At 73.0% G+C, this 21,717-nt stretch carries 19 protein-coding genes; 7 read left to right on the forward strand and 12 right to left on the reverse strand.

What is annotated here, in order from left to right; genetic code table 11:
* Nucleotides 1-15: 15 nt before the first annotated feature.
* Complete coding sequence (locus ACW9J6_RS11265) at nt 16-729, reverse strand: GntR family transcriptional regulator (protein ID WP_457116565.1); 714 nt, start codon at nt 727-729, stop codon at nt 16-18.
* A gap of 186 nt (nt 730-915) precedes the next feature.
* Here ACW9J6_RS11265 and ACW9J6_RS11270 point away from each other — a divergent pair, with 186 nt between their 5' ends.
* Together ACW9J6_RS11270 and uxuA are read left to right on the forward strand one after the other, a co-directional pair.
* The gene (locus ACW9J6_RS11270) at nt 916-2,391 is read left to right on the forward strand and encodes a mannitol dehydrogenase family protein (protein WP_457116566.1); all 1,476 of its coding nucleotides are present in this window, start codon (nt 916-918) and stop codon (nt 2,389-2,391) included.
* A 33-nt stretch (nt 2,392-2,424) separates the two neighbouring features.
* On the forward strand, nt 2,425-3,621 hold the full coding sequence (uxuA, locus tag ACW9J6_RS11275; protein ID WP_457116567.1) for a mannonate dehydratase: 1,197 nt from the start codon (nt 2,425-2,427) through the stop codon (nt 3,619-3,621).
* Nucleotides 3,622-3,801: 180 nt separating this feature from the next.
* Here uxuA and recA read toward each other — a convergent pair whose 3' ends face one another.
* Entirely contained in the window at nt 3,802-4,893 is a 1,092-nt protein-coding gene (gene recA / locus ACW9J6_RS11280) for a recombinase RecA (protein WP_457116568.1), read from the reverse strand.
* 439 nt (nt 4,894-5,332) lie between these two features.
* The gene (locus ACW9J6_RS11285) at nt 5,333-7,867 is read right to left on the reverse strand and encodes a caspase family protein (protein WP_457116569.1); all 2,535 of its coding nucleotides are present in this window, start codon (nt 7,865-7,867) and stop codon (nt 5,333-5,335) included.
* Between the two features lie 136 nt (nt 7,868-8,003).
* Between ACW9J6_RS11285 and ACW9J6_RS11290 the strand changes: the two genes are divergently transcribed.
* The gene (locus ACW9J6_RS11290) at nt 8,004-9,251 is read left to right on the forward strand and encodes a NupC/NupG family nucleoside CNT transporter (protein ID WP_457116570.1); all 1,248 of its coding nucleotides are present in this window, start codon (nt 8,004-8,006) and stop codon (nt 9,249-9,251) included.
* Between the two features lie 28 nt (nt 9,252-9,279).
* Here the strand turns inward: ACW9J6_RS11290 and ACW9J6_RS11295 are convergent, their stop codons facing one another.
* The 4 genes from ACW9J6_RS11295 to minC all read right to left on the reverse strand — a co-directional run bounded on the left by ACW9J6_RS11295 (nt 9,280) and on the right by minC (nt 11,785).
* On the reverse strand, nt 9,280-9,816 hold the full coding sequence (locus tag ACW9J6_RS11295) for a hypothetical protein (RefSeq protein ID WP_457116571.1): 537 nt from the start codon (nt 9,814-9,816) through the stop codon (nt 9,280-9,282).
* A gap of 29 nt (nt 9,817-9,845) precedes the next feature.
* The gene (gene minE / locus ACW9J6_RS11300) at nt 9,846-10,115 is read right to left on the reverse strand and encodes a cell division topological specificity factor MinE (protein WP_457116572.1); all 270 of its coding nucleotides are present in this window, start codon (nt 10,113-10,115) and stop codon (nt 9,846-9,848) included.
* Nucleotides 10,112-10,927 (reverse strand): septum site-determining protein MinD, encoded by an 816-nt coding sequence (gene minD / locus ACW9J6_RS11305; RefSeq protein ID WP_457116573.1) that lies wholly within the window; start codon nt 10,925-10,927, stop codon nt 10,112-10,114. Before minD ends, minE begins: the two co-directional genes overlap by 4 nt.
* A gap of 123 nt (nt 10,928-11,050) precedes the next feature.
* The gene (gene minC, locus ACW9J6_RS11310; protein ID WP_457116574.1) at nt 11,051-11,785 is read right to left on the reverse strand and encodes a septum site-determining protein MinC; all 735 of its coding nucleotides are present in this window, start codon (nt 11,783-11,785) and stop codon (nt 11,051-11,053) included.
* Nucleotides 11,786-12,250: 465 nt separating this feature from the next.
* Between minC and ACW9J6_RS11315 the strand changes: the two genes are divergently transcribed.
* Nucleotides 12,251-12,427, forward strand: coding sequence for a hypothetical protein (locus ACW9J6_RS11315; RefSeq protein WP_457116575.1), 177 nt, complete (start codon nt 12,251-12,253; stop codon nt 12,425-12,427).
* 113 nt (nt 12,428-12,540) lie between these two features.
* On the opposite strand, the gene ftsH is transcribed toward ACW9J6_RS11315, so the two are convergent.
* The 4 genes from ftsH to pal all read right to left on the reverse strand — a co-directional run bounded on the left by ftsH (nt 12,541) and on the right by pal (nt 17,153).
* Nucleotides 12,541-14,463 (reverse strand): ATP-dependent zinc metalloprotease FtsH, encoded by a 1,923-nt coding sequence (gene ftsH, locus ACW9J6_RS11320; protein WP_457116576.1) that lies wholly within the window; start codon nt 14,461-14,463, stop codon nt 12,541-12,543.
* A gap of 116 nt (nt 14,464-14,579) precedes the next feature.
* Complete coding sequence (tilS, locus tag ACW9J6_RS11325) at nt 14,580-15,629, reverse strand: tRNA lysidine(34) synthetase TilS (protein ID WP_457116577.1); 1,050 nt, start codon at nt 15,627-15,629, stop codon at nt 14,580-14,582.
* Entirely contained in the window at nt 15,626-16,537 is a 912-nt protein-coding gene (gene ybgF / locus ACW9J6_RS11330; protein ID WP_457116578.1) for a tol-pal system protein YbgF, read from the reverse strand. The genes tilS and ybgF overlap by 4 nt, the downstream gene beginning before the upstream one ends.
* 109 nt (nt 16,538-16,646) lie before the next feature.
* The gene (gene pal, locus ACW9J6_RS11335) at nt 16,647-17,153 is read right to left on the reverse strand and encodes a peptidoglycan-associated lipoprotein Pal (protein WP_457116579.1); all 507 of its coding nucleotides are present in this window, start codon (nt 17,151-17,153) and stop codon (nt 16,647-16,649) included.
* A 589-nt stretch (nt 17,154-17,742) separates the two neighbouring features.
* Here pal and ACW9J6_RS11340 point away from each other — a divergent pair.
* The 3 genes from ACW9J6_RS11340 (at nt 17,743) to ACW9J6_RS11350 (ending at nt 20,628) form a co-directional block, all read left to right on the forward strand.
* A complete protein-coding gene (locus ACW9J6_RS11340; RefSeq protein ID WP_457116580.1) occupies nt 17,743-18,225 on the forward strand; it encodes a MucR family transcriptional regulator in 483 nt (160 codons plus the stop codon).
* Nucleotides 18,226-18,535: 310 nt separating this feature from the next.
* The gene (locus ACW9J6_RS11345) at nt 18,536-19,222 is read left to right on the forward strand and encodes a winged helix-turn-helix domain-containing protein (RefSeq protein ID WP_457116581.1); all 687 of its coding nucleotides are present in this window, start codon (nt 18,536-18,538) and stop codon (nt 19,220-19,222) included.
* Complete coding sequence (locus tag ACW9J6_RS11350; RefSeq protein WP_457116582.1) at nt 19,219-20,628, forward strand: sensor histidine kinase; 1,410 nt, start codon at nt 19,219-19,221, stop codon at nt 20,626-20,628. The genes ACW9J6_RS11345 and ACW9J6_RS11350 overlap by 4 nt, the downstream gene beginning before the upstream one ends.
* Nucleotides 20,629-20,634: 6 nt before the next feature.
* On the opposite strand, the gene ACW9J6_RS11355 is transcribed toward ACW9J6_RS11350, so the two are convergent.
* The gene (locus ACW9J6_RS11355; RefSeq protein WP_457116583.1) at nt 20,635-21,648 is read right to left on the reverse strand and encodes a 1-aminocyclopropane-1-carboxylate deaminase; all 1,014 of its coding nucleotides are present in this window, start codon (nt 21,646-21,648) and stop codon (nt 20,635-20,637) included.
* Between the last annotated feature and the right edge of the window lie 69 nt (nt 21,649-21,717).

Here is a 21,717-nt window from a genome sequence, read left to right on the forward strand (position 1 = left end):
CGGGCCGCGCCGGGCTCAGTCGCCCTCGCCCTGGTCGAAATGCTCCGGCATGCGCGCGATCAGCTCCGGGAGCGACGCGAGCACCTCGGTGAGGTGACCGGCCATGGCCGCGTCGGCCGCCGCCGCGTCGCGGGCGGCGACGGCCGCCACGATGGCGCGGTGCTGGGCGATGATCCGCTCGCCCGGCGTCACCAGGGGCGTGCTGAGATGGCGGACGCGGTCCATCTGCAGCTTGGCCGCGGTCAGGCCCGGCCAGACGCTGGTGATGCCCATGGAGCGGGCGAAGGTCTCGTGAAGGTCGTCGTCGAGAGCCAGGAGCGCGGCCGAATCCTGCTGCGCCAGCGCGTCCTCCTGGCGCTCCACCAGACGCCACATGGCGCGGATCTCCGCGTCGCTGGCCTGCCGGGCGGCCTCGACGATCACGGCGCGCTCCGCGGCCTGCCGGATGAAGCGGCCGCTCAGCACGCCCGCCACCGAGATCCGCGTCACCAGGGTGCCGCGCTGGGGCAGGATCCGCAGGAGGCCCATCTCCGAGAGCCGGATCAGGGCCTCGCGCACCGGCTGCCGGCTGACGCCCATGATCTGCGCCAGCTCCGCCTCCGGCAGGGCCTGTCCCGGCACGAGCTGGTTGCGCACGATCGCGGTGCGAAGAAACGCCGTGATCGCGAGGCCGATCGGCCCCGGCACACTCGCCGTGCTGAACCTCTCCAGAACCTGCAAGGGAGCCATCGTCTCGGGTCGGCCGCCGGATTTCGCCGGTCTTAGGGCGGGATCCGACCGGGTGGCAATCGAATCCTGGCCGCTGGCCCCGGATGGCACGGGGTCCCGCGGCTTGCGCCACCCCTTGACCCGCGGACTCCCTCCCCATACTGGTATGGTAGTCTACATGTTTTAAATCATCGCCTCGGGCGGATCATGACCGCACGTCTCACGCCCTCGACCCTCGCCCGCCTGGCGGCAACGCCTTCGCTGGCCCTGCCGGGCTACGACCGCGCGCGGCTGCGGCCCGCGATCCTGCATCTCGGCCTCGGGGCGTTCTTCCGGGCGCACGGCGCGCTCTACACCGAGGACGTGCTCGAAGCCCGCGGCGGCGACTGGGGCATCCGCGGCGTCTCGCTGCAGCGCCCGGACCAGCGCGACCGCCTCGCGCCGCAGGGCTTCCTCTACACCGCCCTGGAGGCCGCGCCCGAGGGCGAGCGGGCCCGGATCGTCCGCGCCCTCCTCGACGTCCAGGTCGCGCCGGAGGACCCGGCCGCGATCGTCCGGGCTCTGGCCGATCCCGGCACCCGCATCGTCAGCCTGACCGTGACGGAGAAGGGCTACGGCCACGACCCGGCGACGGGGCGGCTGCGCCCCGACCATCCGGATATCCGGCACGACGCCGCGAATCCGGACGCGCCCCGCAGCGCGGTCGGCTTCCTCGCCGCGGGTCTGCGCCTGCGCCGGGCGCGGGGGCTCGCGCCCTTCACCGTCCTGTGCTGCGACAACCTCCCGGGCAATGGTGCGCTGCTGGCGGGGCTCGTCCGGGATTTCGCCGCCCTCACGGACGACGCCCTCGCCGGCTGGATCGAGGCCGCGGTGCCGTTCCCGTCCACGATGGTCGACCGCATCGTCCCCGCCCTCGCGGAGGCCGATCACGCGGCCGCGGCGCGCGTCACCGGCCTGCACGATGCCGCTCCCGTGCGGCACGAACCGTTCCGGCAATGGGTGATCGAGGACCGCTTCGTCGGCGCGGACCGGCCGGACTGGGCGGAGGCAGGCGCGCAGATCGTGGCGGATGTCGCGCCCTTCGAGCAGATGAAGCTGCGCCTCCTCAACGGCGCGCATTCCGCCCTGGCCTATCTGGGCTTCCTCGCGGGCCACGAGACGATCGCGGAGGCGGTCCGCGATCCTGTCCTGCGCGCCTACCTGCACCGGTTCTGGGACGAGGTCCGCCCGGTCGTGCCGGTGCCGCCCGGCCAGGATCTCGACGCCTACACGCGGGCGCTGGCCGAGCGCTTCGCCAACCCGGCGATCCGCCACCGGACCTGGCAGATCGCCATGGACGGCTCGCAGAAGCTGCCGCAGCGCCTCCTGTCCAGCATCCGCGACCGGCTGGCGCGCGGCCTGCCCATCCCGGCCCTGGCGCTCGCCGTCGCCGCCTGGGCCCGCTACGTCGGGGGCACCGACGAGCGTGGCGCGCCGATCGACGTGCGCGATCCCCTGGCGGGGGCGCTGCGCGAGCGCCTGGACGCGGCCGGAGCCGACCCGGCCGCGCGCATCCGCGCGCTGCTGCGGACGGAGGCGGTGTTCGGGCGCGACCTCGGAGCCTCCGCCGCCTTCGCCGACGCGGTGACGACCGCCTATGGCCGCCTGCGCGACAGGGGCGCGCGGGCTGCCGCGCAAGACTGAGATCGACGCCGAACGGCTTGCAGGGAGGACGCGATGGAAGAGACTTGGCGCTGGTTCGGGCCCGGTGACGCGGTGCCGCTCGCCCATATCCGGCAGGCCGGCGCGCGCGGGATCGTCACCGCTCTGCACGAGATCCCCTACGGCGAGGTCTGGAGCGTCGCGGCGATCGAGGAGCGGCAGGCGCAGCTCGCGGCCGACCCGAGCCTCGGCCTGTCCTGGCGGGTCGTCGAGAGCCTGCCGGTGCACGAGAAGATCCGCCGCGGCGACGCGGATTGCGAGCCCCTGTTCAAGACTTACCGCGCCTCGATGCGCAACCTCGCGGCCTGCGGCATCCGGACGATCTGCTACAACTTCATGCCGGTCCTCGATTGGACGCGCACGGAACTGCGCCACCGGCTGCCCGGCGGCGGCACGGCCCTGCGCTTCAACGCCCACCAGTATGTCGGCTTCGACGCCTACATCCTCGAACGCCCCGGGGCGGAGGAGGGCGTGCCGCCCGACCTGCTCGCCCGCGCCAAGGCCTGGGTCGACGGGGCGAGCCGCGACGAGAAGGACCGGCTGCTCGCCGCCATCATGGCGGGCCTGCCGGGGGCCTTCGACCGCTACGACGTGCCGGGGCTGCGCGCGGTGCTGGCGGAGTACGGGCGGATGACGGCCGCGGACCTGCGCGGCAACCTCGCGCGCTTCCTCGACGCGGTGATCCCGACCGCCGAGGAGTGCGGGATCAAGATGGCGATGCACCCGGACGACCCGCCGCGGCCCCTGTTCGGCCTGCCGCGCATCGTCTCCACCGAGGAGGACATCGCCGACCTCCTCGGGCTCGTCGACAGCCCCGCCAACGGGCTCACGCTCTGCACCGGCTCGCTGGGCGCGCACCCGGCCAACGACCTGCCGCGCATCGCGGCGCGCTTCGCGGGGCGGATCCACTTCGCCCATCTGCGCAACGTCGCCAAGGAGCCCGACGGCTCCTTCATGGAGGCCGAGCATCTCGGCGGCGATGTGGACATGGTGGCGGTGGTGCGCGCGCTGCTCGCCGAGCAGGCGCTCCGCCGGGCCGAGGGTCGCGCCGACTGGCGCATCCCGTTCCGGCCCGACCACGGGCACGAACTCGCCGACGACATCGGCAAGCCGACCTTCCCCGGCTACCCGCTGATCGGGCGCCTGCGCGGCCTCGCGGAGCTGCGCGGCGTGATGGTGGCGCTCGCCGCCGTGGAGGGGCTTCCGCTCTAAATCGAACGCGCTCGCAAGGCATTGCCGTTGCTGCGCGATGTGAGGCAAGGCGCTCGGAGAGTCATGGCGCGGGGAATCCCTCTCGCGCACGGGCTTGCGGATTCACGGCACGCGGCACGGGAAGGGCCGCCGCGGTCTCCCGCGGCGGCCCCCAAAGGTCCCAATCGACGAGGGCGCGGCCTACGCCGCCCCCTCGTCGTAATCCTCCGCGGTCGGGACCGCGTTCTCCAGGATCTTGTCCGCGACGAGGCCCATGTTCTGGCGGATCGCCAGCTCGATCCGGTTGGCGATGTCCGGGTTGTCGCGCAGGAAGCCCTTGGCGTTCTCGCGGCCCTGGCCCAGGCGCTGGCTGTCGTAGGAGAACCAGGCTCCCGACTTCTCGACGATGCCGGCCTTGACGCCGAGGTCGATCAACTCGCCGACCTTCGACACGCCCTCGCCGAACATGATGTCGAACTCGACCTGCTTGAACGGCGGCGCCACCTTGTTCTTGACGACCTTGACGCGGACGCTGTTGCCGATCGCCTCGTCGCGGTCCTTCAGCGTCGAGACGCGGCGGATGTCGAGGCGCACCGAGGCGTAGAACTTCAGCGCGTTGCCGCCCGTGGTGGTCTCGGGGCTGCCGTACATCACGCCGATCTTCATCCGGATCTGGTTGATGAAGATGACCATGCAGTTCGAGCGCGAGATCGAGCCGGTGAGCTTGCGCAGGGCCTGGCTCATCAGGCGGGCCTGGAGGCCCGGCTGCTGGTCGCCCATCTCGCCCTCGATCTCGGCCCGGGGCGTGAGTGCGGCGACCGAGTCCACCACCAGCACGTCGATCGCGCCCGAGCGCACCAGCGTGTCGGTGATCTCCAGCGCCTGCTCGCCCGTGTCGGGCTGCGAGATCAGCAGGTCGTCGAGGTTCACCCCGAGCTTGCGGGCGTAGACCGGGTCGAGCGCGTGCTCCGCATCCACGAAGGCGCAGACGCCGCCCTTCTTCTGGGCTTCCGCAATGGTGTGCAGCGCCAGCGTCGTCTTGCCCGAGGATTCCGGGCCGTAGATCTCGATCACCCGGCCGCGCGGAAGGCCGCCCACGCCGAGCGCAATGTCCAGCCCGAGCGACCCGGTGGAGACGGTCTCGACCTCCTGCACCTTGTCGCCCTTGCCCAGGCGCATGATCGAACCTTTGCCGAAGGCGCGCTCGATCTGGGCGAGCGCGGCATCGATCGCCTTCGACTTGTCTTTATCCATGGTCGGGTTTTCCACCAGTCGCAGCGAGGACTGAGCCATCTGACGGGTCCTTATGGCACGGGGACGAAGGGATTCTCAATGCGCGCGGTCCCTCTCGTGTACCCGTTTTGTTCTTGCCCGGCAAGGGCGGATCGGGGGGCCGCCATGCGTGTCGGGTACCCCCGAGACGGCGCGCTTCTCACCTTTCCCGTTTCGCCGATCGTGTGCACAGAGCAGGCAAAACCTGCGTCTCCTCTCCCCGCACGCGCCAGCCCTGTCCGCGGAAAACCTAAGGTCGCTTCGAGGGCGCCTTGGTCTCCAAAAAACGCTCATTCAACAACAAACTATGCCATTCCGGTTCGCGCCAGATCCCCTCTCCCACTCGGGAGATGGGGGAAGTGCCTCACATTGTCCCCGGATAGCCCTGCGCACGCGGAGAGAGGGTATGCGCACGACCCGAAGCGCAAATCCGCGGGCCCGCACGGGAGACGGGATTCTCTCACCGGCAGGGCGGCTGTCCGGGATGGCCGCATGCCCCTCCGCCCGGACGAGCCTGCGGGGCCGGGTGGGGCTGCGGCGCGGGATGCGGCATCGGCGGCGGGCGCTGCATCATCTGCTGCTGCCGGGCCGCCTGCGCGGCCTGCTGCTGGCGCGCCGCAGCCTGGGCCGCCTGCTGCTGCATCATCTGCTGCTGGCGCGCGGCAGCCTGCGCCGCCTGTTGTTGGCGTGCCGCGGCCTGGGCCGCCTGCTGGTGCATCATCATCTGCTGCTGGCGTTGCGCGGCCGCGGCCCGCTGCGCCTGGGCGGCCTGATCCTGGCGCATCTGCTGCTGCCGGGCGAGATCCGCCGGGTTTGGCCGCGGCGCGACCGGCGCGGGTGGGAGGGCGGCGCGACCGGGCCTGCCGAGCGGCCGGGCCTCGGAGAGCGGCGGCTGCCCGGACGGGACCATCAGCGGCCGCATCGCCTGGCGCGGGCCTGCGTGGGGCGGCAGCCCTTGCGGCCGGACTGACGGTGCGGGCTGGTCCGATGGTGGTGGGACGGGGCGCCCGGCCTGCGGCCCGGGTCGCGCACCAGGGCCGGCCGGCTGGCCGATCGTAGCGGCCGGCGCAGGGGGCGCGGGACGCGCCGCCTGCTGGGGTGCCGGGAGCGGGGGCGCGCCGGGGCGTCCGGGTTGCGGCAGGGGCGCGGGGCCGGGAGGGGCGGGCTGGCCCGGCAGGGGCTGGCCGGTGGCGGCGGCCGGTGCTCCAGGCGCGGGGCGCGCCGCCTGCGGGGGGACGGGGAGCGGGGGCGCGCCGGGGCGTCCGGGTTGCGGCAGGGGCGCAGGGGCGGGAGGGGCGGGCTGGCCGGGCAAGGGCTGGCCGGGCAAGGGCTGGCCGATCGCGGCGGCCGGCATTCCGGGCTGGCCGGGGAGGGGGAGCGGCGGCCGGGCCGGCATCGCGGGAGCCTGGGCCGCACCGGGCGGGGCGGCGCCCGGCGGCAGGCTCGGGCGCAGGGCCGCCTTCTGCGACACGGAGGGGGGCAGCGCCACCCGGGTGGCGAGGGCCGCGCCCAGGGCCGCCCCCGCGACGCCCGCCGCCACGGTCCCGGCGGAGAGGCCACCGTGGGCGGCGTTCGCGGCGTTGATCTCCTCGATCGCCCGCCGGTCGTGGATGTGCGGGTAGAGCGCGTCGCCGGGCGGCGGCACCACGGCCTCGGGCGGCCGCACGTAGACCGGGACCGGCACGAAGACCGGCGTCGGCAGGATGTAGGCCTCGGTCACCGGCGGGGGAGGGGGCAGCGCGACGAGGTAGGCCGGCCGCGGCGGCAGGAAGAGCGGCGGGGGCGGCGGCAGGTCGTCCTCCGGGTCGTCGAGGACGAGGACCGGGCGCTCGACATAGACCACCTCCTCGGGCGGGGGCGGCGGCACGTCGTAGGCGAGGACCGCGAAATCCGGGGGCGGCTCGGCCGCGGCGGCGAGTTCCCGCAGGCGCCGCCGGGCGTCGGAGGCGTGGGGCCCGCGCGCGTAGCGCCGCATGTAGGACCAGTAGGCCTCCGGCGTGTCGGCCACCCGCGTGCGGCGCCAGGTCAGCGCCTCGCGCCGCGCCGCCACGATGGCGCGCACCCGCTTGGCGAGCGGATCCCGCGGATAGGCCTGGAGGAAGCCCTCGTAGGCCGGGAGCGTGTCCTCCTCGACGCAGCGCGCGAAGGCCTCCCGGGCGCCGATCTCGGCGAGGGGCCGGCGGTCGTCGCCCGGCGCCGGGAGCGGCGGCGCCTCGGCGGTGCGCTCGAAGAAGCGGAACGGCGCCTCGATCCGGGCGCTGTGCCAGGGCATCTCGGCCCCCCGCGTCACCTCGGCGACGCGCAGCCGCACCCGCTCGAACAGGTCGGCGGGCGCGAGGCCGCCCTCGCGCATCATCTCGACCAAAGCCTGCGCGTAGGCGCCGTAGGGGCCGGTCTCGGGCGGGCCCACCGTGCCGGGAGCGGCGTTGAAGGCGACGAGGGCGCCCGGCTCCGCCTCGACGAGGGCGAGGCCGCCCGCCAGGGGATCGCCTGTGAGGCGAAACGGCGACGGCCGGGCCGCGTCGACCACCAGGAAGCGGGCCTTGAGCGGCAGGGCCGCGAGGCGCTTGGCGGAATCCGAGATGCGCACCGCGCGCTGCGGCACGTCGGCGGCGGCGCCGATCCGCGCATCGACGGGCACGAGGTAGTTCTCGCCCTCGAATTGCAGCCCGTAGCCCGCCAGGTACACGAAGGCGACGGTGTCCGGCCCCGAGGCGGCGGCCTTGTCGGTAAAGTCGCGCAGGGCCCGGCGCAGGCCGTCCTCGTCGAGGTCGCGGGCGCCCACCACGTCGAACCCGGCCGCCTGCAGGGTCTGGGCGACGAGGCCGGCATCGTTGGCGGTGGTGGCGAGCGCGCCCGCCGCGTAGGCGGCATTGCCGACGACCAGCGCGATCCGCGTCTCCGCGGCCGCCGCGCGCGGGAGGGACGCCGCGGCGATCGCGACGAGGAGGGCGGCGAGTTGCGGCAGGAGCCGTCGCGCGCTGATGCGCATCATCCCTCGCCCTCCTCGTGGCGGCTGCGTTCGTCGACACCCTGCATTACGGGGAGCGGCGCGTGAACTCGTCCTGAATGACCGGGGCCGTGCCGGCGGCACCGCCCTTGCCTTCCTGGGCGGCGCCAGAGGAGACCGGATGGCCGACAGGATCCTGCATTGCGCGCTGAGCCTCGCGCTCCTCCTCGCCGTGGGCGTGCTCGCCTCGACGCATCGCCGGGCGATCCGCCCGCGGATCGTCCTCTCGGCGCTGTCGCTCCAGGTGACATTCGGGGCGGCGGTGCTGTTCTGGCCGCTCGGGCGAAGCGGGCTCGCGGCGGCGGCCGGCGCGGTCGAGACCGTGCTGTCCTACGGCGACCGGGGGGCGGCCTTCCTGTTCGGCGGCCTCGTCGACCCCAAGATGTTCGCGCTGTTCGGCAATGGCGGCTTCGTGCTCGCCTTCCGGGTGCTGCCGCAGATCGTCTACGTCTCGGCCCTGATCGGCGTCCTCTACCATCTGGGGATCATGCAGGCGTCGGCGCGGGCGATCGGCTCGGGCCTACGGCGTCTCGTCGGCACCTCGCGGATCGAGACCTTCGCGGCGGTCATCACCATCGCGATCGGTCAGAGCGAGATCGCCGTGGCGCTGCGGCCCTTCCTGCCGCTCCTCACCGGGTCCGAACTCTTCGCCGTGATGACGAGCGGGGCCGCCTCGACGGCGGGCTCGATCCTCGCCGGCTACGCCGCCCTGGGCGTGCCGATGGATTACCTGCTCGCCGCCTCCGTGATGGCGATCCCGGGCGGCCTCCTCTACGCCAAGATCCTGATGCCGGCGACGGAGCCGAGCCGGGTCGGGACCATGCGGGCCGAGTTCGGCGAGCGCCGCGCCGTCAACCTGATCGAGGCGGCGGCCGAGGGCACCCAGAAGGGCCTGGCGGTCGCCGTGGCGGTCGGTGCGATGCTGATCGCCTTCGTGGGCCTGATCGCGCTGGCGGACGGGCTCGTCGGCCAGATCGGCGCCGTCCTCGGCGTCGAGGGGGCTTCCATCGAGGCGATCCTCGGCGCGGTCTTCCGGCCCCTCGCCTGGAGCCTCGGCGTACCCTGGGAGCAGGCCGGCCTCGTGGGCGGCGCGATCGGCCAGAAGGTCGCCTTCAACGAGTTCCTGGCCTACGCCAACCTCTCGCCGGTGCTGAGGAGCGGCGAACTGGGGCGGCGCACCACGGCGATCCTGTGCTTCGCCCTGTGCGGCTTTGCCAACCTCGCCTCGATCGCCATCCAGCTCGCGAGCTTCGGCAGCCTCGTGCCCGCGCGCCGGGCCGAGGTCGCGGCCTACGGGCTGCGGGCGATCCTGGGCGGCAGCCTGTCGAACCTCACGAGCGCGGCCATCGCGGGTCTGTTCGTGGCGTGAAGGGCGCCGCATCGCGACGCGGACGGCCTCACGCGGCGGGTCCGGCCTCCGGCGGTGGTGAAGGGGGAGGGCCGTTCTCGGCGCGCCACTGGGCGAAGAGGCTCTGGAGCACCGAGACCGTGTCGCGCACCGCCTTGGCCTCGTCCTCCACCGACACGCCCTCCGAGACGGAGTTGCGGGTGGCGAGCACGGCGCGCGCCTCGATCTCCGCGAGGCGCTCGGTGAAATCCGGCCGTTCGGCGAGCAGGCTCAGGGCGTCCGACATGGCGGCGGCGAGGCTGGTCGCGAGGAGCCCGGCGGTGGCGACGTCGCCGACCGAGGCCTCGTAGGGCTCGGGCGCCTCGTCGTCCTCGTCCTCCTCCTCGGCCTCGGCCGCGGCCTTCAGGCCCTCCACCAGGGCGTCGACGAGTTCCACGACCGTGTCGTCCGGCAGGGCGAGGCGCACGACCGGGTCCGGCTCCTCCCCGGCGAAGCCCGCGGCCCCGAGGGTGAGCTGGAGGATGCCCGGCCGGCGCAGGCTGAGGCCCAGCACCGCGTTGGCGTAGAGGGTCGGAGCGTCGGCCATCCGGGTCCTTTCGAGCGGGCGCGGGCGCCTCAGGCGCCCGCCAGACCCGGACTCTTGTAGGCCGGAAGGTCGATGTCGATCCCGAGCGTCGAGATTCCGCCGCGGCGGTCGATGGTGACCCGGACCTTGTCGCCGTCCACCGCCACGTGCTTGGCGACCGCGAGCATCACCTCCTCCCGCAGGAGGGTGATCACGTCGCGCCGCCCGAACAGCGCGCGGTCTTGGGCGAGCAGGATCTTGAGCCGGTCCCGGGCCGCTGGCGCCGAGGCGCGGCGGGGCCGGAAGGGGAAGCGCGTCATGCGGCCCTCCGGGAGAGGAGGCGGTTGAGGAAGGACTTGCGCTCGGTCGGGACGGTCATGGCGACGCTCTCGCCGCGCAGGCGTCGGGCGGCGTCCGCGTAGGCGCGGGCCGGGGCGCTGGCGGGGTTGTTGAGGGTGACCGGGCTGCCGACGTTGGAGGCCTTGAGCACCTCCTCGCTCTCGGGCACCACCGCCAGGAGCGGGATCGAGAGGATCTCCAGCACGTCCTCGATCTTGAGCATCTCGCCCCTGTCGGCCCGGGAGGGGTCGTAGCGGGTGAGGATCAGGTGCTTCTCCAGCCCCTCGCCGGCCTCGGCGCGGGCGGTCTTGGCGTCGAGGAGCCCGATGATGCGGTCGGAGTCGCGCACCGAGGAGACCTCGGGGTTGGTGACCACGACGGCGACGTCGGCGTGGCGCATGGCCAGCGTGGCGCCGCGCTCGATGCCGGCGGGGCTGTCGCAGATCACCCAGTCGAAGCGCTCGCGCAGGTCGTTGATCACCCGGGCAACGCCCTCGTCGGTGAGCGCGTCCTTGTCGCGGGTCTGGGAGGCGGGGAGCAGCGAGAGGGTGTCGACGCGCTTGTCGCGGATCAGCGCCTGGGCGAGCTTGGCGTCGCCCTGGACGACGTTGATGAGGTCGTAGACGACCCTGCGCTCGGCGCCCATGATGAGGTCGAGGTTGCGCAGGCCGACGTCGAAATCGACCACGCAGACGTTCTGCCCGGACTGGGCCAGGGCCGCCCCGAGGGCCGCCGTGGTGGTGGTCTTGCCCACCCCGCCCTTGCCCGATGTCACCACCAGAACCTTCGCCATCGTGTCTTCCCCCAGATCGTCCGTTCTCGCCGCGGGCGACCGCGCGCCGTTCGTCTGGCGCGCTTCCGGTCCGACCCGCTCGTCCTTCGTCGTCGCACCCGGCGGCGCCGGCCGCGCTTCCCCTCAGTCCAGGGCCGCCATGCGCAGGGCGTCGCGCTCCAGCCAGACCTGAACGGCCTTGTCGCGCAGGCCGGGATCCGTCGTCTCCGCCGTGCGGAACAGCCCGTCGATGCCGAGCAGTTCCGGCTGGAACCGGCGGCAATAGATCCGGGCGCCGCGGTTGCCGCCGGCCCCCGCGATGGCGCGCCCGCGCAGCGCCCCGTAGACGTGGATCGAGCCGCCCGCGAGGATCTCGGCGCCGGAGGAGACCGAGCCCATCACGGTCACGTCCCCGTCCGGATGCACGATGCTCTGGCCGGACCGGAGAGGGTTCTCCAGGACGAGCGAGCTGAGCTTCGGCTTCTCGGCGATCGGCGGCGTGATCGGGGCCGGCCGCCCGCCGACCAGGCGCGGGGGCATCGTGGCGTCCGTCCAGTCGGGCCGGGCTCCCTCGATCCCGAGGATGCGCAGGCCGCGGCGGTCGAGTTCCGCCAGAAGCGGCGCGAGGTCGGGCCGCGCCTCCGCGGCGGGCGCCTCCTCCGGCGCCGCCGCGAAGGCCGCGACGTCGAGGAGCACCGCCCGTTCGCTGAACAGGGTGGGCGAGCGCAGCAGGAGCCGGTCGAGCTGCGCGAGCCAGTCGTCGAGGGGGCGCTCCGGTGCCAGCACGAGCGCCCGGAAGGCGCGGCCGCGCAGGGGGAGGGAGGGGCGGGTGTGGCTGCTGCTGGTCACGATGCTTGACGAGTTGTTACCCAAGCTCATCAAGCGCCCGTGATGGTTACCGGATCATTAACGTCACGCCGGTCCCGTCAGCTTTGGGCAGCATTTGTTAACAGCATGGCTCCTCCGCCGCCAGCCTGGCGCGCCGACCCGATCGGGGCCGCTGCCCTTGTTGCTTCGGAGTGACATTTTCAAATTCGCCACTCGTTCAGCAATCCCGCTCATCGCCTTTTAAGCCAGGCCATGACAAGAGATCGCTGCTGCTCCCCGCGGTTGCGTCGCCATGCTGCCCCTTCCCGACCCGATCTTGATTCAGTACCGCGAAGTTCGGGCCGTTCTGGTGAGTTCTGGCGTGTTTTTCGCCCTGCTGTTCTGCTCGGCTTGGTTGATCTCCTGATACACCCGCAAGGCTTGACTTTAATCGCCAGGGATCAACCCACGGCATCGCGCGTTGCCCCGTCACTGTGCCGGTCGCGAACCGGCCCGTCTCGAGGAGGAGCGACGTCCATGCGAAAGATTCTGATCCTCAGTGCCGCGATGATGCTGGTCGCCGGGCCCGTCCTGGCGCAGGGCCGCCCGGCCGGCAGTTCGTCCGGTGCCGCCGGCAATGCCACGCAGAACGACAAGCCGGCCTCCGGCACCGCGGGCGGCGGCGCGGGCGGGTCCGGCGGCGGGGGCAAGTAGGCGCGCCACCCCGAATCGGCCTCCGCCGCGCGGGAAGGTCCGACAAACGGAAAGGGCGGCGGGTTTCCACCCGCCGCCCCTTCTCGTGTTCGTCGGCCCCGTCGGCGGGGCGCTCAGGCCTGCGGCTGGGGCTCGTAGCCGCCGTCGTTCTCGCGCGGCCGGCCGCGGCCGGCGGAGGGCACCGGCGAGCCGCGGGCCGGCGCCGGCGGGTAATCGCCGGTGTCGCGCACGGGCGGCTTGCCGTCGAGAAGGTCGCGGATCTCCTCGCCGCTCAGCGTCTCGTATTCCAGGAGGCCGCGGGCCAGCGCCTCCAGGTCGTTGCGGTGGTCGCTGAGGATGCGGCGCGCGTCCTGCAGGCCGGCCTCGACGAGGCGGCGCACCTCCGCGTCGATCTTCTGGGCGGTGGCCTCCGACACGTTCTGCTGCCGGTTGACCTGCATGCCGAGGAAGACCTCGTCGTTGTTCTCGCCGTACGCGACGGTGCCGAGTTCCGGCGAGAAGCCCCAGCGCGTCACCATCATGCGGGCGAGACGGGTCGCCTGCTCGATGTCGGATTGCGCGCCCGAGGTCACCTTCTCGGGGCCGAAGATCATCTCCTCGGCGACCCGCCCGCCCATCATGATGGCCAGCCGCGAGGTCATCTGCTCGAAGGACATCGAGAGCTTGTCGCGCTCGGGCAGCTGCATGACCATGCCCAGCGCGCGCCCGCGCGGAATGATCGTGGCCTTGTGGACCGGGTCGGTCGCCGGGACGTTCAGCGCCACGATGGCGTGGCCGCCCTCGTGATAGGCGGTGAGCCGCTTCTCGTCGTCGGTCATCACGAGGGTGCGCCGCTCGGCGCCCATCATGACCTTGTCCTTCGAGTCCTCGAACTCGTGCATGGTGACGATGCGCTTGCCGCGCCGCGCCGCCAGGAGCGCCGCCTCGTTCACGAGGTTCATCAGGTCCGCGCCCGAGAAGCCCGGGGTGCCCCGCGCGATGACCTTCAGGTCGACGTCGGGGGCGAGCGGCACCTTGCGCACGTGGACCCGCAGGATGCGCTCGCGGCCGATCACGTCCGGGTTCGGCACGATGATCTGGCGGTCGAAGCGGCCGGGCCGCAGCAGCGCCGGGTCGAGCACGTCCGGGCGGTTCGTCGCCGCGATGATGATGATGCCCTCGTTGGCCTCGAAGCCGTCCATCTCCACGAGGAGCTGGTTGAGGGTCTGCTCGCGCTCGTCGTTGCCGCCGCCCAGGCCGGCGCCGCGGTGGCGCCCGACCGCGTCGATCTCGTCGATGAAGATGATGCAGGGGGCGTTCTTCTTCGCCTGGTCGAACATGTCGCGCACCCGCGAGGCGCCGACGCCCACGAACATCTCGACGAAGTCCGAGCCCGAGATGGTGAAGAAGGGCACGTTCGCCTCGCCGGCGACCGCGCGGGCGATCAGGGTCTTGCCGGTGCCGGGCGGGCCGACGAGGAGCACGCCGCGCGGGATGCGCCCGCCGAGGCGCTGGAACTTCTGCGGATCGCGCAGGAACTCGACGATCTCCTGCAGGTCCTCCTTGGCCTCGTCGACGCCCGCCACGTCCTCGAAGGTCACGCGTCCATGCGCCTCGGTCAGGAGCTTCGCCTTCGACTTGCCGAAGCCCATGGCGCGGCCGGCGCCCGACTGCATCTGGCGCGACAGGAAGATCCAGGCGCCGATGAAGACGAGGATCGGCAGCCAGTTCACGAGGAGCGCGATGAACCACGGGGTGCTGTCGGAGGGGGGGCGGGCCGTGATCGTCACGCCCTTGCCCTGCAGCTTCGACACCAGCGAGGGGTCGTTGGGCGCGTAGGTGGTGAACGTGCCGCCGCCCGTGTAGGTGCCGCTGACCTCCTGCCCCGAGATCACGACGCTCTGGATGCGGCCCGCATCGGCGTCGTTGAGGAGCTGGCTGTAGGCGATCTCGCTGCCGCCGGAGCGGTGACCCGGGTTCTGGAACAGGGTCACGAGCGCGAGGACGAGCAGGAAGATGACCACCCACAGGGCGAAATTGCGGAAGTTGGGGTTCATCGAGAAGGCATTCCCTGTGGAGCGCGGGGCCGTGCAACGTGCTGGGACGGCTCCCGACACTCGGACCCCAATGTAGGCGCCGCGCCCACCCTTGCCAAGTAAATGGGCCGGGCGGGCTAGGTCGCACCCGGTGCGCGGGCGGCGCCGCGCCGGGGCGGTTCCGGCGAGAGGTGCAGCCGGCCCCGGCGCAGGTCGAGGAGCGCGCCGCCGAGCGTGCAGCGCAGGGGCGCCCCCGCCGCGGCGGCCGGGAGCAGCCGCCCGAGCGCCACGTCCTCCAGCCGCTCCAGGCGGGGCGGGCGGGTCCCCGGCGCCGCCACCGCCGCGATCGCCCGGGTCAGAACTCCGAGCGCCACGGCCTCCGGCAGGGCGGCCAGCGCCGCCGCGTCGAGGGCGAGGCGGCCCGCCCCGTCCCCCTCCGGCGGCCGGGCGAGGGTGGCGAGCGCCGCCTCGACCGCCCCGGCGAGCGCCGCCTCGTTTCGCCGCAGCCGGGCGGCGAGGCGGGCGAGCCGCAGCGGGGTTAGGCCCTCCGCGGCGAGGAGCGGCGCGACGCGGCGCAGGCGGGCGCGGGCGAAGGCCGGGGCGGCGTTGCTCGGATCGGTGACGAAGGGCCAGCCTCGCGCCGCGCAGGTCGCCACCAGCCGGGCCTTGGGCAGGTCGAGGAAGGGCCGGGCGAGGACGATCGGGCCGAGGCGCCGCGCCGGCGCGATCCCGGCGAGGCCCGCCGGTCCCGACCCCGCGCAGAGCCGCATCAGGACGGTCTCGGCCTGATCGTCGAGGCTGTGGGCGGTCAGGATCGCGCCCGCGCCGATCTCCGCGGCGAGCCGGGCCAGGAGGGCGTAGCGCGCGGCGCGGGCCCGCTCCTGGAGGCGGGACCGGGGCTTCTCCCCCTCCCAGGCGAGGATCCGGTGGGGAAGGCCGAGGCGGGCGGCGAGGTCCGCCACGCCGGCGGCCTCGGCCGCGGAGCCGGGCCGCAGCCCGTGATCGACGGTCGCGACGGTCACCGGGCCCCGGGGCGCGAGTTCGGCGACGCAGCCCATCAGGGCGGTCGAATCCGGTCCGCCGGAAGCCGCCACGATCACGCCGCCCGACGGCCCGTCCGGACCCAGCCAGGGGGCGAGCCGGGCCGCTTCCTCGTCCGGGTCGAGGGGCCGCGCCGCGCCGCTCACGCGGCGCAGCGCGCCCGCTTCTGCTCGCGGTCGACGCCCTGCCGCACGCTGGCGGAAGCCTGCGGGAACTTGCGCTCCAGTTCGGCCAGCGTGGCGCAGGCCTGCTCGCGGGCGCCCAGCGCGTTGAGCGAGGCGCCGAGCTTGAGCATGGCATCGGGCGCCTTGCGGGAGCGGGCGTAGTCCGTCGACACCTTCAGGAACTGCTCGGCCGCCTCGCGGGTGCGGTTGCGCTGCAGGTAGGTCTCGCCGAGCCAGTAGGTCGCGTCCGGCACCAGCGCGTCGCGGGGATGCGACTGGATGAACTGGCGCAGGCTCATCTCGGCCTGCTCGTACTGGCGCTGGAGGACGTAGGCGTAGGCGGCCTCGTAATCCGCCTTGGCGTCGCCCGTGGCCGTGGCCGCCACGCTCTCGCGGGGACGGACCGGCGCGGCCGGGACCGGCGGGCGGGCGGGCGGCGCGAGGTCGACGGGCTCGCCGTAGGCCGGGGCCGGCTCGTCCTCGATCGCCGCGGCCGGGGGGCGCAGCGCCGCGGTCGCGCTCGGCGTCGCGGGCACCGCCTCGCGCAGGGCCGGCGACGAACCGAGGGGCTGGGGCGCGCCCGGCGCTCCCGGCGCGGCCGAGGGATCGAAGGCGTCGCCGCGCTTCTGCGGCCGGGCCGGGGGAGAGGCGGGCGCGGCCGAGCGGCCGCCCTTCTCCTGGAACCGGAACTCCACATCCTCCTGGAACTTGCGCAGCTGCTCCTTGAGCTGGCGGTTCTCGTACTGGAGGGTCTCGATCTGCCCGGCCATCTGGCGGGACTGGTTCTCCAGCCGGTTCAGCCGGACGACGAGGTCGGCCGCGTCCTGCGCCCTCCCGGGAAGGGTCGCGGCGAGGAGGAGACCGGTGGCGAGGATCAGGCGGCGGAGCATGGCGGTGTTTCGCTGTCGCGGCGGTGCGCCGCGATAGCAGATCCGCTCCTTCGCGGCAAAACGGGGGCGGGCGCGGCGTCGCAGGGTGCGGCGCCGCGCGCCGGCCGGCCTACGAGCCGGCGCCGCCGTCGAGCACCGTGACCGCGCGGCGGTTCTGCGACCAGCACGAGATGTCGTTGCAGACCGCCACCGGCCGCTCCTTGCCGTAGGAGACCGTGCGCATCCGCGCCGCCGCGATGCCCCGCGACGTGAGGTAGTCGCGCACGGCCTGCGAGCGGCGGGCGCCGAGGGAGAAATTGTACTCGCGGGTGCCGCGCTCGTCCGCGTGCCCCTCGATCAGGAACGTGTAGCGCGGGTAGCGCGACAGCCACTGGGCCTGCTTGTCGAGGGTGGCGGTGGCGGTGACGGTGAGGTCGGTCGAATCCGTCTCGAAGAACACCCGGTCGCCGACATTCACCACGAAGTCCTGGGCGCTGCCGGGCGTCGCGGCCCCGCCCGCCGCGTAGGCGGAGGCGTCCGCCAGGTCCTTGTTGGACGAGCAGGCGGCGATCGAGAGGGCGAGCCCGACCGCGGCGGCGGCCCTGAGCACGCGGGACGAGGCGAGCGTCAGCGACATCGATGGTACTCCTTTGGCGGAGCCGGGGGCTCCGCGGGCGGGACCGGAACGCTGCCCCGCCGACATGGCGACAACCTGTAGTCCCGGCCGGTTAAGCGAAGGTTCCGTCAACCTTGACGGGACCTTGCGCCGGGCCGTCGGCGCGGCGCAGATTTCTCCGGAACCCACCGCGAGGGTGAATCAGGCGTCAATTGCGGCCTCGCTGCGGCGCGGCGGAGCCGTCGCGGCTTAAGCCCTCGCCTGTGGCCATCCGGCAACGGTGGGGGCGTCGGGCGACCGGCCGCCGCTCGCAGGGTCCGCGCCGGCCGTTGTTGTCCTGCCGGGTCGACCGCTGGCGGCTGCCGGGCTTCGCGCCCCTCGCCGCCCCGCGCGGCCGGTCACGCGCCGCGCAACACCAGACGGCCCGACCAAACGGCAAGTCTCGACGTATCCGTTACTCCAAGTTGTACCTTCTCGTCTGGATCGCGCGCGCCGGCCGGGGTTTTAGCATTTTTACAGCGCCATGCCGTAAGGGTATTTTGTTGTCGGAACGGACGTGTTATCACATCTCTTGTTACGGAGTCTGATTCGAGGTAAGGCAAAAGTTCTCATGAGCTCGACACACAGCAACGTCAGTAGGATGGCTGTCCTGACATCCGACATCGTCACCGCCTATCTCAGCCGCAATCACCTGCAGACGATCGAGGTGCCGCGGCTGATCGCGGAGGTCCACGGCGCCCTGCGGACGGCCGTCGAGGGCGACATCGTGCCGGAGGGTCCGCCCAAGCCGACGCCCGCCGAGATCCGACGGTCGATCACCCACGAGGCGCTGATCAGCTTCGAGGACGGGAAGCCTTACAAGACGTTGCGCCGCCACCTGACGCGCCTCGGCCTGACGCCGGAGACCTACCGCCAGAAATGGGGCCTTCCGCCCGATTACCCGATGACGTCCGCGGATTACTCCCGGCGGCGCTCCGAACTGGCCCGCGCGCTCACCCTCGGGCTGCCGATCAACCGCGAGGCCGCGCCCCCGCCGGCCCGCCGCAGGACGGGCGCCTTACCGGAAGTTCATGCGGCGGAGACGCAGTCGTAAGCCGGAGGGGTGCATCAACGGGACGTCGCCGGACGCGGAACGGGTTCATCGCCCCCCGGACCCCGCCCGCTCCGGCCCCGAGGGCCGGACCGTCGGATCCATCGTCGCCCCCAGGACGATCCGCCGGTTCCCGCCGCGACGGACCGGGCCCCCCCGCCCGGTCCGTCGTCCTCCGAGAGGCGAACCCGACGTGCCGAAGGCCGCGCCCCCGGCCGGCACGTCGGGGACCCGGTTCGAGAGGCCGTGACCGGCCGCGTCCGCCCCGGCGAGCCGGCTCCCCTTCGCCGGGCAATGCTCTAATGTCGCGTCCATGCGTCTCCTGATCATCGAGGACGACCGCGAGGCGGCGTCCTACCTCGCCAAGGCCTTCCGGGAGGCCGGCCACGTCGCGGATCTCGCCGCGGACGGGCTCGACGGCTACGCGCTCGCCCGGGAGGGGGCCTACGACGTCCTGGTGGTCGACCGGATGCTGCCCAAGCTCGACGGGCTGTCGCTGATCCGCTCCCTGCGCGAGCAGGGCGTGGAGACGCCCGTGCTGATCCTCTCGGCGCTGGGCCAGGTCGACGACCGGGTGAAGGGGTTGCGGGCCGGCGGCGACGATTACCTGCCGAAGCCCTACGCCTTCTCGGAATTGCTGGCCCGCGTCGAGGTGCTGGCGCGGCGGCGCGGCGGCGGCGGGGGCGAGCCGACCGCCTACCGGGTCGGCGACCTGGAACTCGACCGGCTCTCCCACCGCGTCGCCCGCGGTGGGCACGAGATCGTGCTGCAGCCCCGGGAGTTCCGGCTCCTCGAATATCTGATGCGCCATGCCGGGCAGGTCGTGACCCGCACGATGCTGCTGGAGCACGTCTGGGACTACCATTTCGATCCCCAGACGAACGTCATCGACGTCCATGTCTCGCGCCTGCGCGCCAAGATCGACAAGGGGTTCGAGCGGCCGATGATCCACACGGTGCGGGGGGCCGGCTACATGGTCCGGGCCGGCGGCGAGGCGTGAGCGTCCGGCCGCCGGCAGGGGAGGGGGTGCCGGCCCGCCTCGGCTCCCTGTTCCGCACCACCGCCTTCAAGCTCTCGCTCGCCTACCTGATGGTCTTCGCGGCCTTCGCGTTCTTCGCGCTGGGCTACGTCGCCTGGAATGCCCGCCAGGTGCTCGACGACCAGATCGTCTCGACGATCGAGGCGGAGATCAACGGCCTGTCCGAGCAATACGCCGCGGGAGGCATCCGGCGGCTCGTCGGCGTCGTGGAGCGGCGCGCGCGGGAGCCGGGCGCCTCGCTCTACCTCGTCACCACGCCGGCGGGCGAGCACGTGGTCGGCAACGTCGAGACCCTGCCGACGGGCGTCCTGTCGGAGCCCGGCCAGACCGAGACCGCCTACGGCCGCTCCACGGACGGCGACCGCCTCGAACACCGGGCGATCGTGCGGATCTTCACCCTACCGGGGGGCTTCCGCCTGCTCGTCGGGCGCGACGTGGAGGAGCGCGACCGGCTGCGCGCCGTCATCGCCCGCGCCTTCGCGTGGTCGCTGATGCTGGTGGTGGGGCTCGGCTTCGTCGGGAGCCTGTTCATCGCCCAGCGGGTGCTCAAGCGCGTCGACGACATGACCGAGATCACGCGCGGGATCATGGCGGGCGACCTCGGCGGGCGGCTGGCGCTCGCGGGCACCGGCGACGAGCTCGACCGCCTCGCCCAGAACCTCAACGCGATGCTGGACCGGATCGGCGAATTGATGCGGGGCCTGCGCGAGGTCTCCGACAACATCGCGCACGACCTCAAGACCCCGCTCACCCGCCTGCGCAACAAGGCGGACGAGGCCCTGCGGGCGGGGCGCGACCCCGAGACGCTGCGGGCGGCCCTCGAGGCCAACATCGAGGAGAGCGACAACCTCATCCGGATCTTCAACGCGCTCCTGATGATCGCCCGCCTTGAGGCCGGCGGCACCCGGGAGACGCTGTCGGATTTCGACGCCGGGGCGGTCGCCCTGGAGGTGGCCGAACTCTACGAGGCGGTGGCGGAGGAGCGCGGCGTGGGTCTCGCCACCGCCGTCGACGACGGGCTGACCGTGCGGGGCAGCCGCGAACTCATCGGCCAGGCGGTGGCGAACCTGATCGACAACGCGCTGAAATACGGCGCCGAGGCCGCGACCCCGGAGGTCACCGTCGAGGCCCGCCGCGAGGGGGGCGAGGTGCGCCTGACGGTGGCCGACCGGGGCATCGGCATCCCGGAGGCCGAGCGGGGCCGGGTGCTGGAGCGGTTCGTGCGCCTGGAGACGGCGCGCTCCAATCCCGGCTTCGGGCTCGGCCTCAGCCTCGTCAACGCGGTGGCCCGCCTGCACCAGGGCCGCTTCCTCCTGGAGGAGAACGGGCCGGGCCTGCGCGCCAGCCTCGTGCTGCCGGCCGCCTGATCCCGCTCAGCCGTTGCGGAACGCGTAGGCGTAGCCGTTGAGGGCCGGCGCGCCGCCGAGATGGGCGTAGAGCACCTTGGAGCCGGCCGGGAAGAAGTCCTTGCGCACGAGGTCGATCATGCCCTGCATCGACTTCCCCTCGTAGACCGGGTCCGTGATCATCCCTTCGAGCCGCGCGCAGAGGCGGATCGCGTCCTTGGTTTCGGCGGAGGGCACGCCGTAGATCGGGTAGGCGTAGTCCTCGTTGAGCACCACGTCGTCGGCCGACAGGTCGCGGCCGAGATCGACGAGGTCCGCGGTGCGCCGGGCGATGTCGAGCACCTGCGCCTTCGTCTGGGCCGGCGTCGCCGAGGCGTCGATGCCGATCACCCGGCGCTCGCGCCCGTCCTTGGCGAAGCCCACCAGCATCCCCGCATGCGTCGAGCCGGTGACCGTGCAGACCACCACGTAGTCGAAGGCGAAGCCGAGCGCCCGCTCCTGCGCGCGCACCTCCTCGGCGAAGCCGACGTAGCCGAGGCCGCCGTACTTGTGCACCGAGGCGCCGGCGGGGATCGCGTAGGGCCGCCCGCCCGCTTCCTTCACCTCCGCGATCGCCTGTTCCCAGCTCGTCCGGATGCCGATGTCGAAGCCGTCGTCGACGAGGCGGACATCGGCGCCCATGATCCGGCTCAGCATGATGTTGCCGACCCGGTCGTAGACCGCGTCTTCGTGGGGCACCCAGGCCTCCTGCACCAGCCGGCACTTCATCCCGATCTTGGCCGCTACCGCCGCCACCATGCGGGTGTGGTTCGACTGCACGCCGCCGATCGACACCAGCGTGTCGGCGCCCGAGGCGATCGCGTCCGGCACGATGTATTCGAGCTTGCGCAGCTTGTTGCCGCCGAAGGCGAGGCCCGAATTGCAATCCTCCCGCTTGGCGTAGAGGTCGACCTTGCCGCCGAGGTGTTCGGAGAGGCGCGCCAGTCTCTCGATCGGGGACGGGCCGAAGGTCAGGGGATAGCGGTCGAAACGGTCGAGCATGGGCGTGGCTCCGGTCTGCGAGGGCGACGAAACCGTAGCAGCCCTTCGGCGGAAGGTGCTCTCGAAGTC

Source organism: Methylobacterium sp. JK268 (assembly GCF_054052225.1).

What these genes read in the sequence shown, in the direction of transcription:
- ACW9J6_RS11265 (WP_457116565.1), bottom strand. Translation starts at nt 729, where the DNA reads ATGGCTCCCTTGCAGGTTCTGGAGAGGTTCAGCACGGCGAGTGTGCCG.
- ACW9J6_RS11270 (WP_457116566.1), top strand. Translation starts at nt 916, where the DNA reads ATGACCGCACGTCTCACGCCCTCGACCCTCGCCCGCCTGGCGGCAACG.
- uxuA (WP_457116567.1), top strand. Translation starts at nt 2,425, where the DNA reads ATGGAAGAGACTTGGCGCTGGTTCGGGCCCGGTGACGCGGTGCCGCTC.
- recA (WP_457116568.1), bottom strand. Translation starts at nt 4,893, where the DNA reads ATGGCTCAGTCCTCGCTGCGACTGGTGGAAAACCCGACCATGGATAAA.
- ACW9J6_RS11285 (WP_457116569.1), bottom strand. Translation starts at nt 7,867, where the DNA reads ATGATGCGCATCAGCGCGCGACGGCTCCTGCCGCAACTCGCCGCCCTC.
- ACW9J6_RS11290 (WP_457116570.1), top strand. Translation starts at nt 8,004, where the DNA reads ATGGCCGACAGGATCCTGCATTGCGCGCTGAGCCTCGCGCTCCTCCTC.
- ACW9J6_RS11295 (WP_457116571.1), bottom strand. Translation starts at nt 9,816, where the DNA reads ATGGCCGACGCTCCGACCCTCTACGCCAACGCGGTGCTGGGCCTCAGC.
- minE (WP_457116572.1), bottom strand. Translation starts at nt 10,115, where the DNA reads ATGACGCGCTTCCCCTTCCGGCCCCGCCGCGCCTCGGCGCCAGCGGCC.
- minD (WP_457116573.1), bottom strand. Translation starts at nt 10,927, where the DNA reads ATGGCGAAGGTTCTGGTGGTGACATCGGGCAAGGGCGGGGTGGGCAAG.
- minC (WP_457116574.1), bottom strand. Translation starts at nt 11,785, where the DNA reads ATGAGCTTGGGTAACAACTCGTCAAGCATCGTGACCAGCAGCAGCCAC.
- ACW9J6_RS11315 (WP_457116575.1), top strand. Translation starts at nt 12,251, where the DNA reads ATGCGAAAGATTCTGATCCTCAGTGCCGCGATGATGCTGGTCGCCGGG.
- ftsH (WP_457116576.1), bottom strand. Translation starts at nt 14,463, where the DNA reads ATGAACCCCAACTTCCGCAATTTCGCCCTGTGGGTGGTCATCTTCCTG.
- ybgF (WP_457116578.1), bottom strand. Translation starts at nt 16,537, where the DNA reads ATGCTCCGCCGCCTGATCCTCGCCACCGGTCTCCTCCTCGCCGCGACC.
- pal (WP_457116579.1), bottom strand. Translation starts at nt 17,153, where the DNA reads ATGTCGCTGACGCTCGCCTCGTCCCGCGTGCTCAGGGCCGCCGCCGCG.
- ACW9J6_RS11340 (WP_457116580.1), top strand. Translation starts at nt 17,743, where the DNA reads ATGAGCTCGACACACAGCAACGTCAGTAGGATGGCTGTCCTGACATCC.
- ACW9J6_RS11345 (WP_457116581.1), top strand. Translation starts at nt 18,536, where the DNA reads ATGCGTCTCCTGATCATCGAGGACGACCGCGAGGCGGCGTCCTACCTC.
- ACW9J6_RS11355 (WP_457116583.1), bottom strand. Translation starts at nt 21,648, where the DNA reads ATGCTCGACCGTTTCGACCGCTATCCCCTGACCTTCGGCCCGTCCCCG.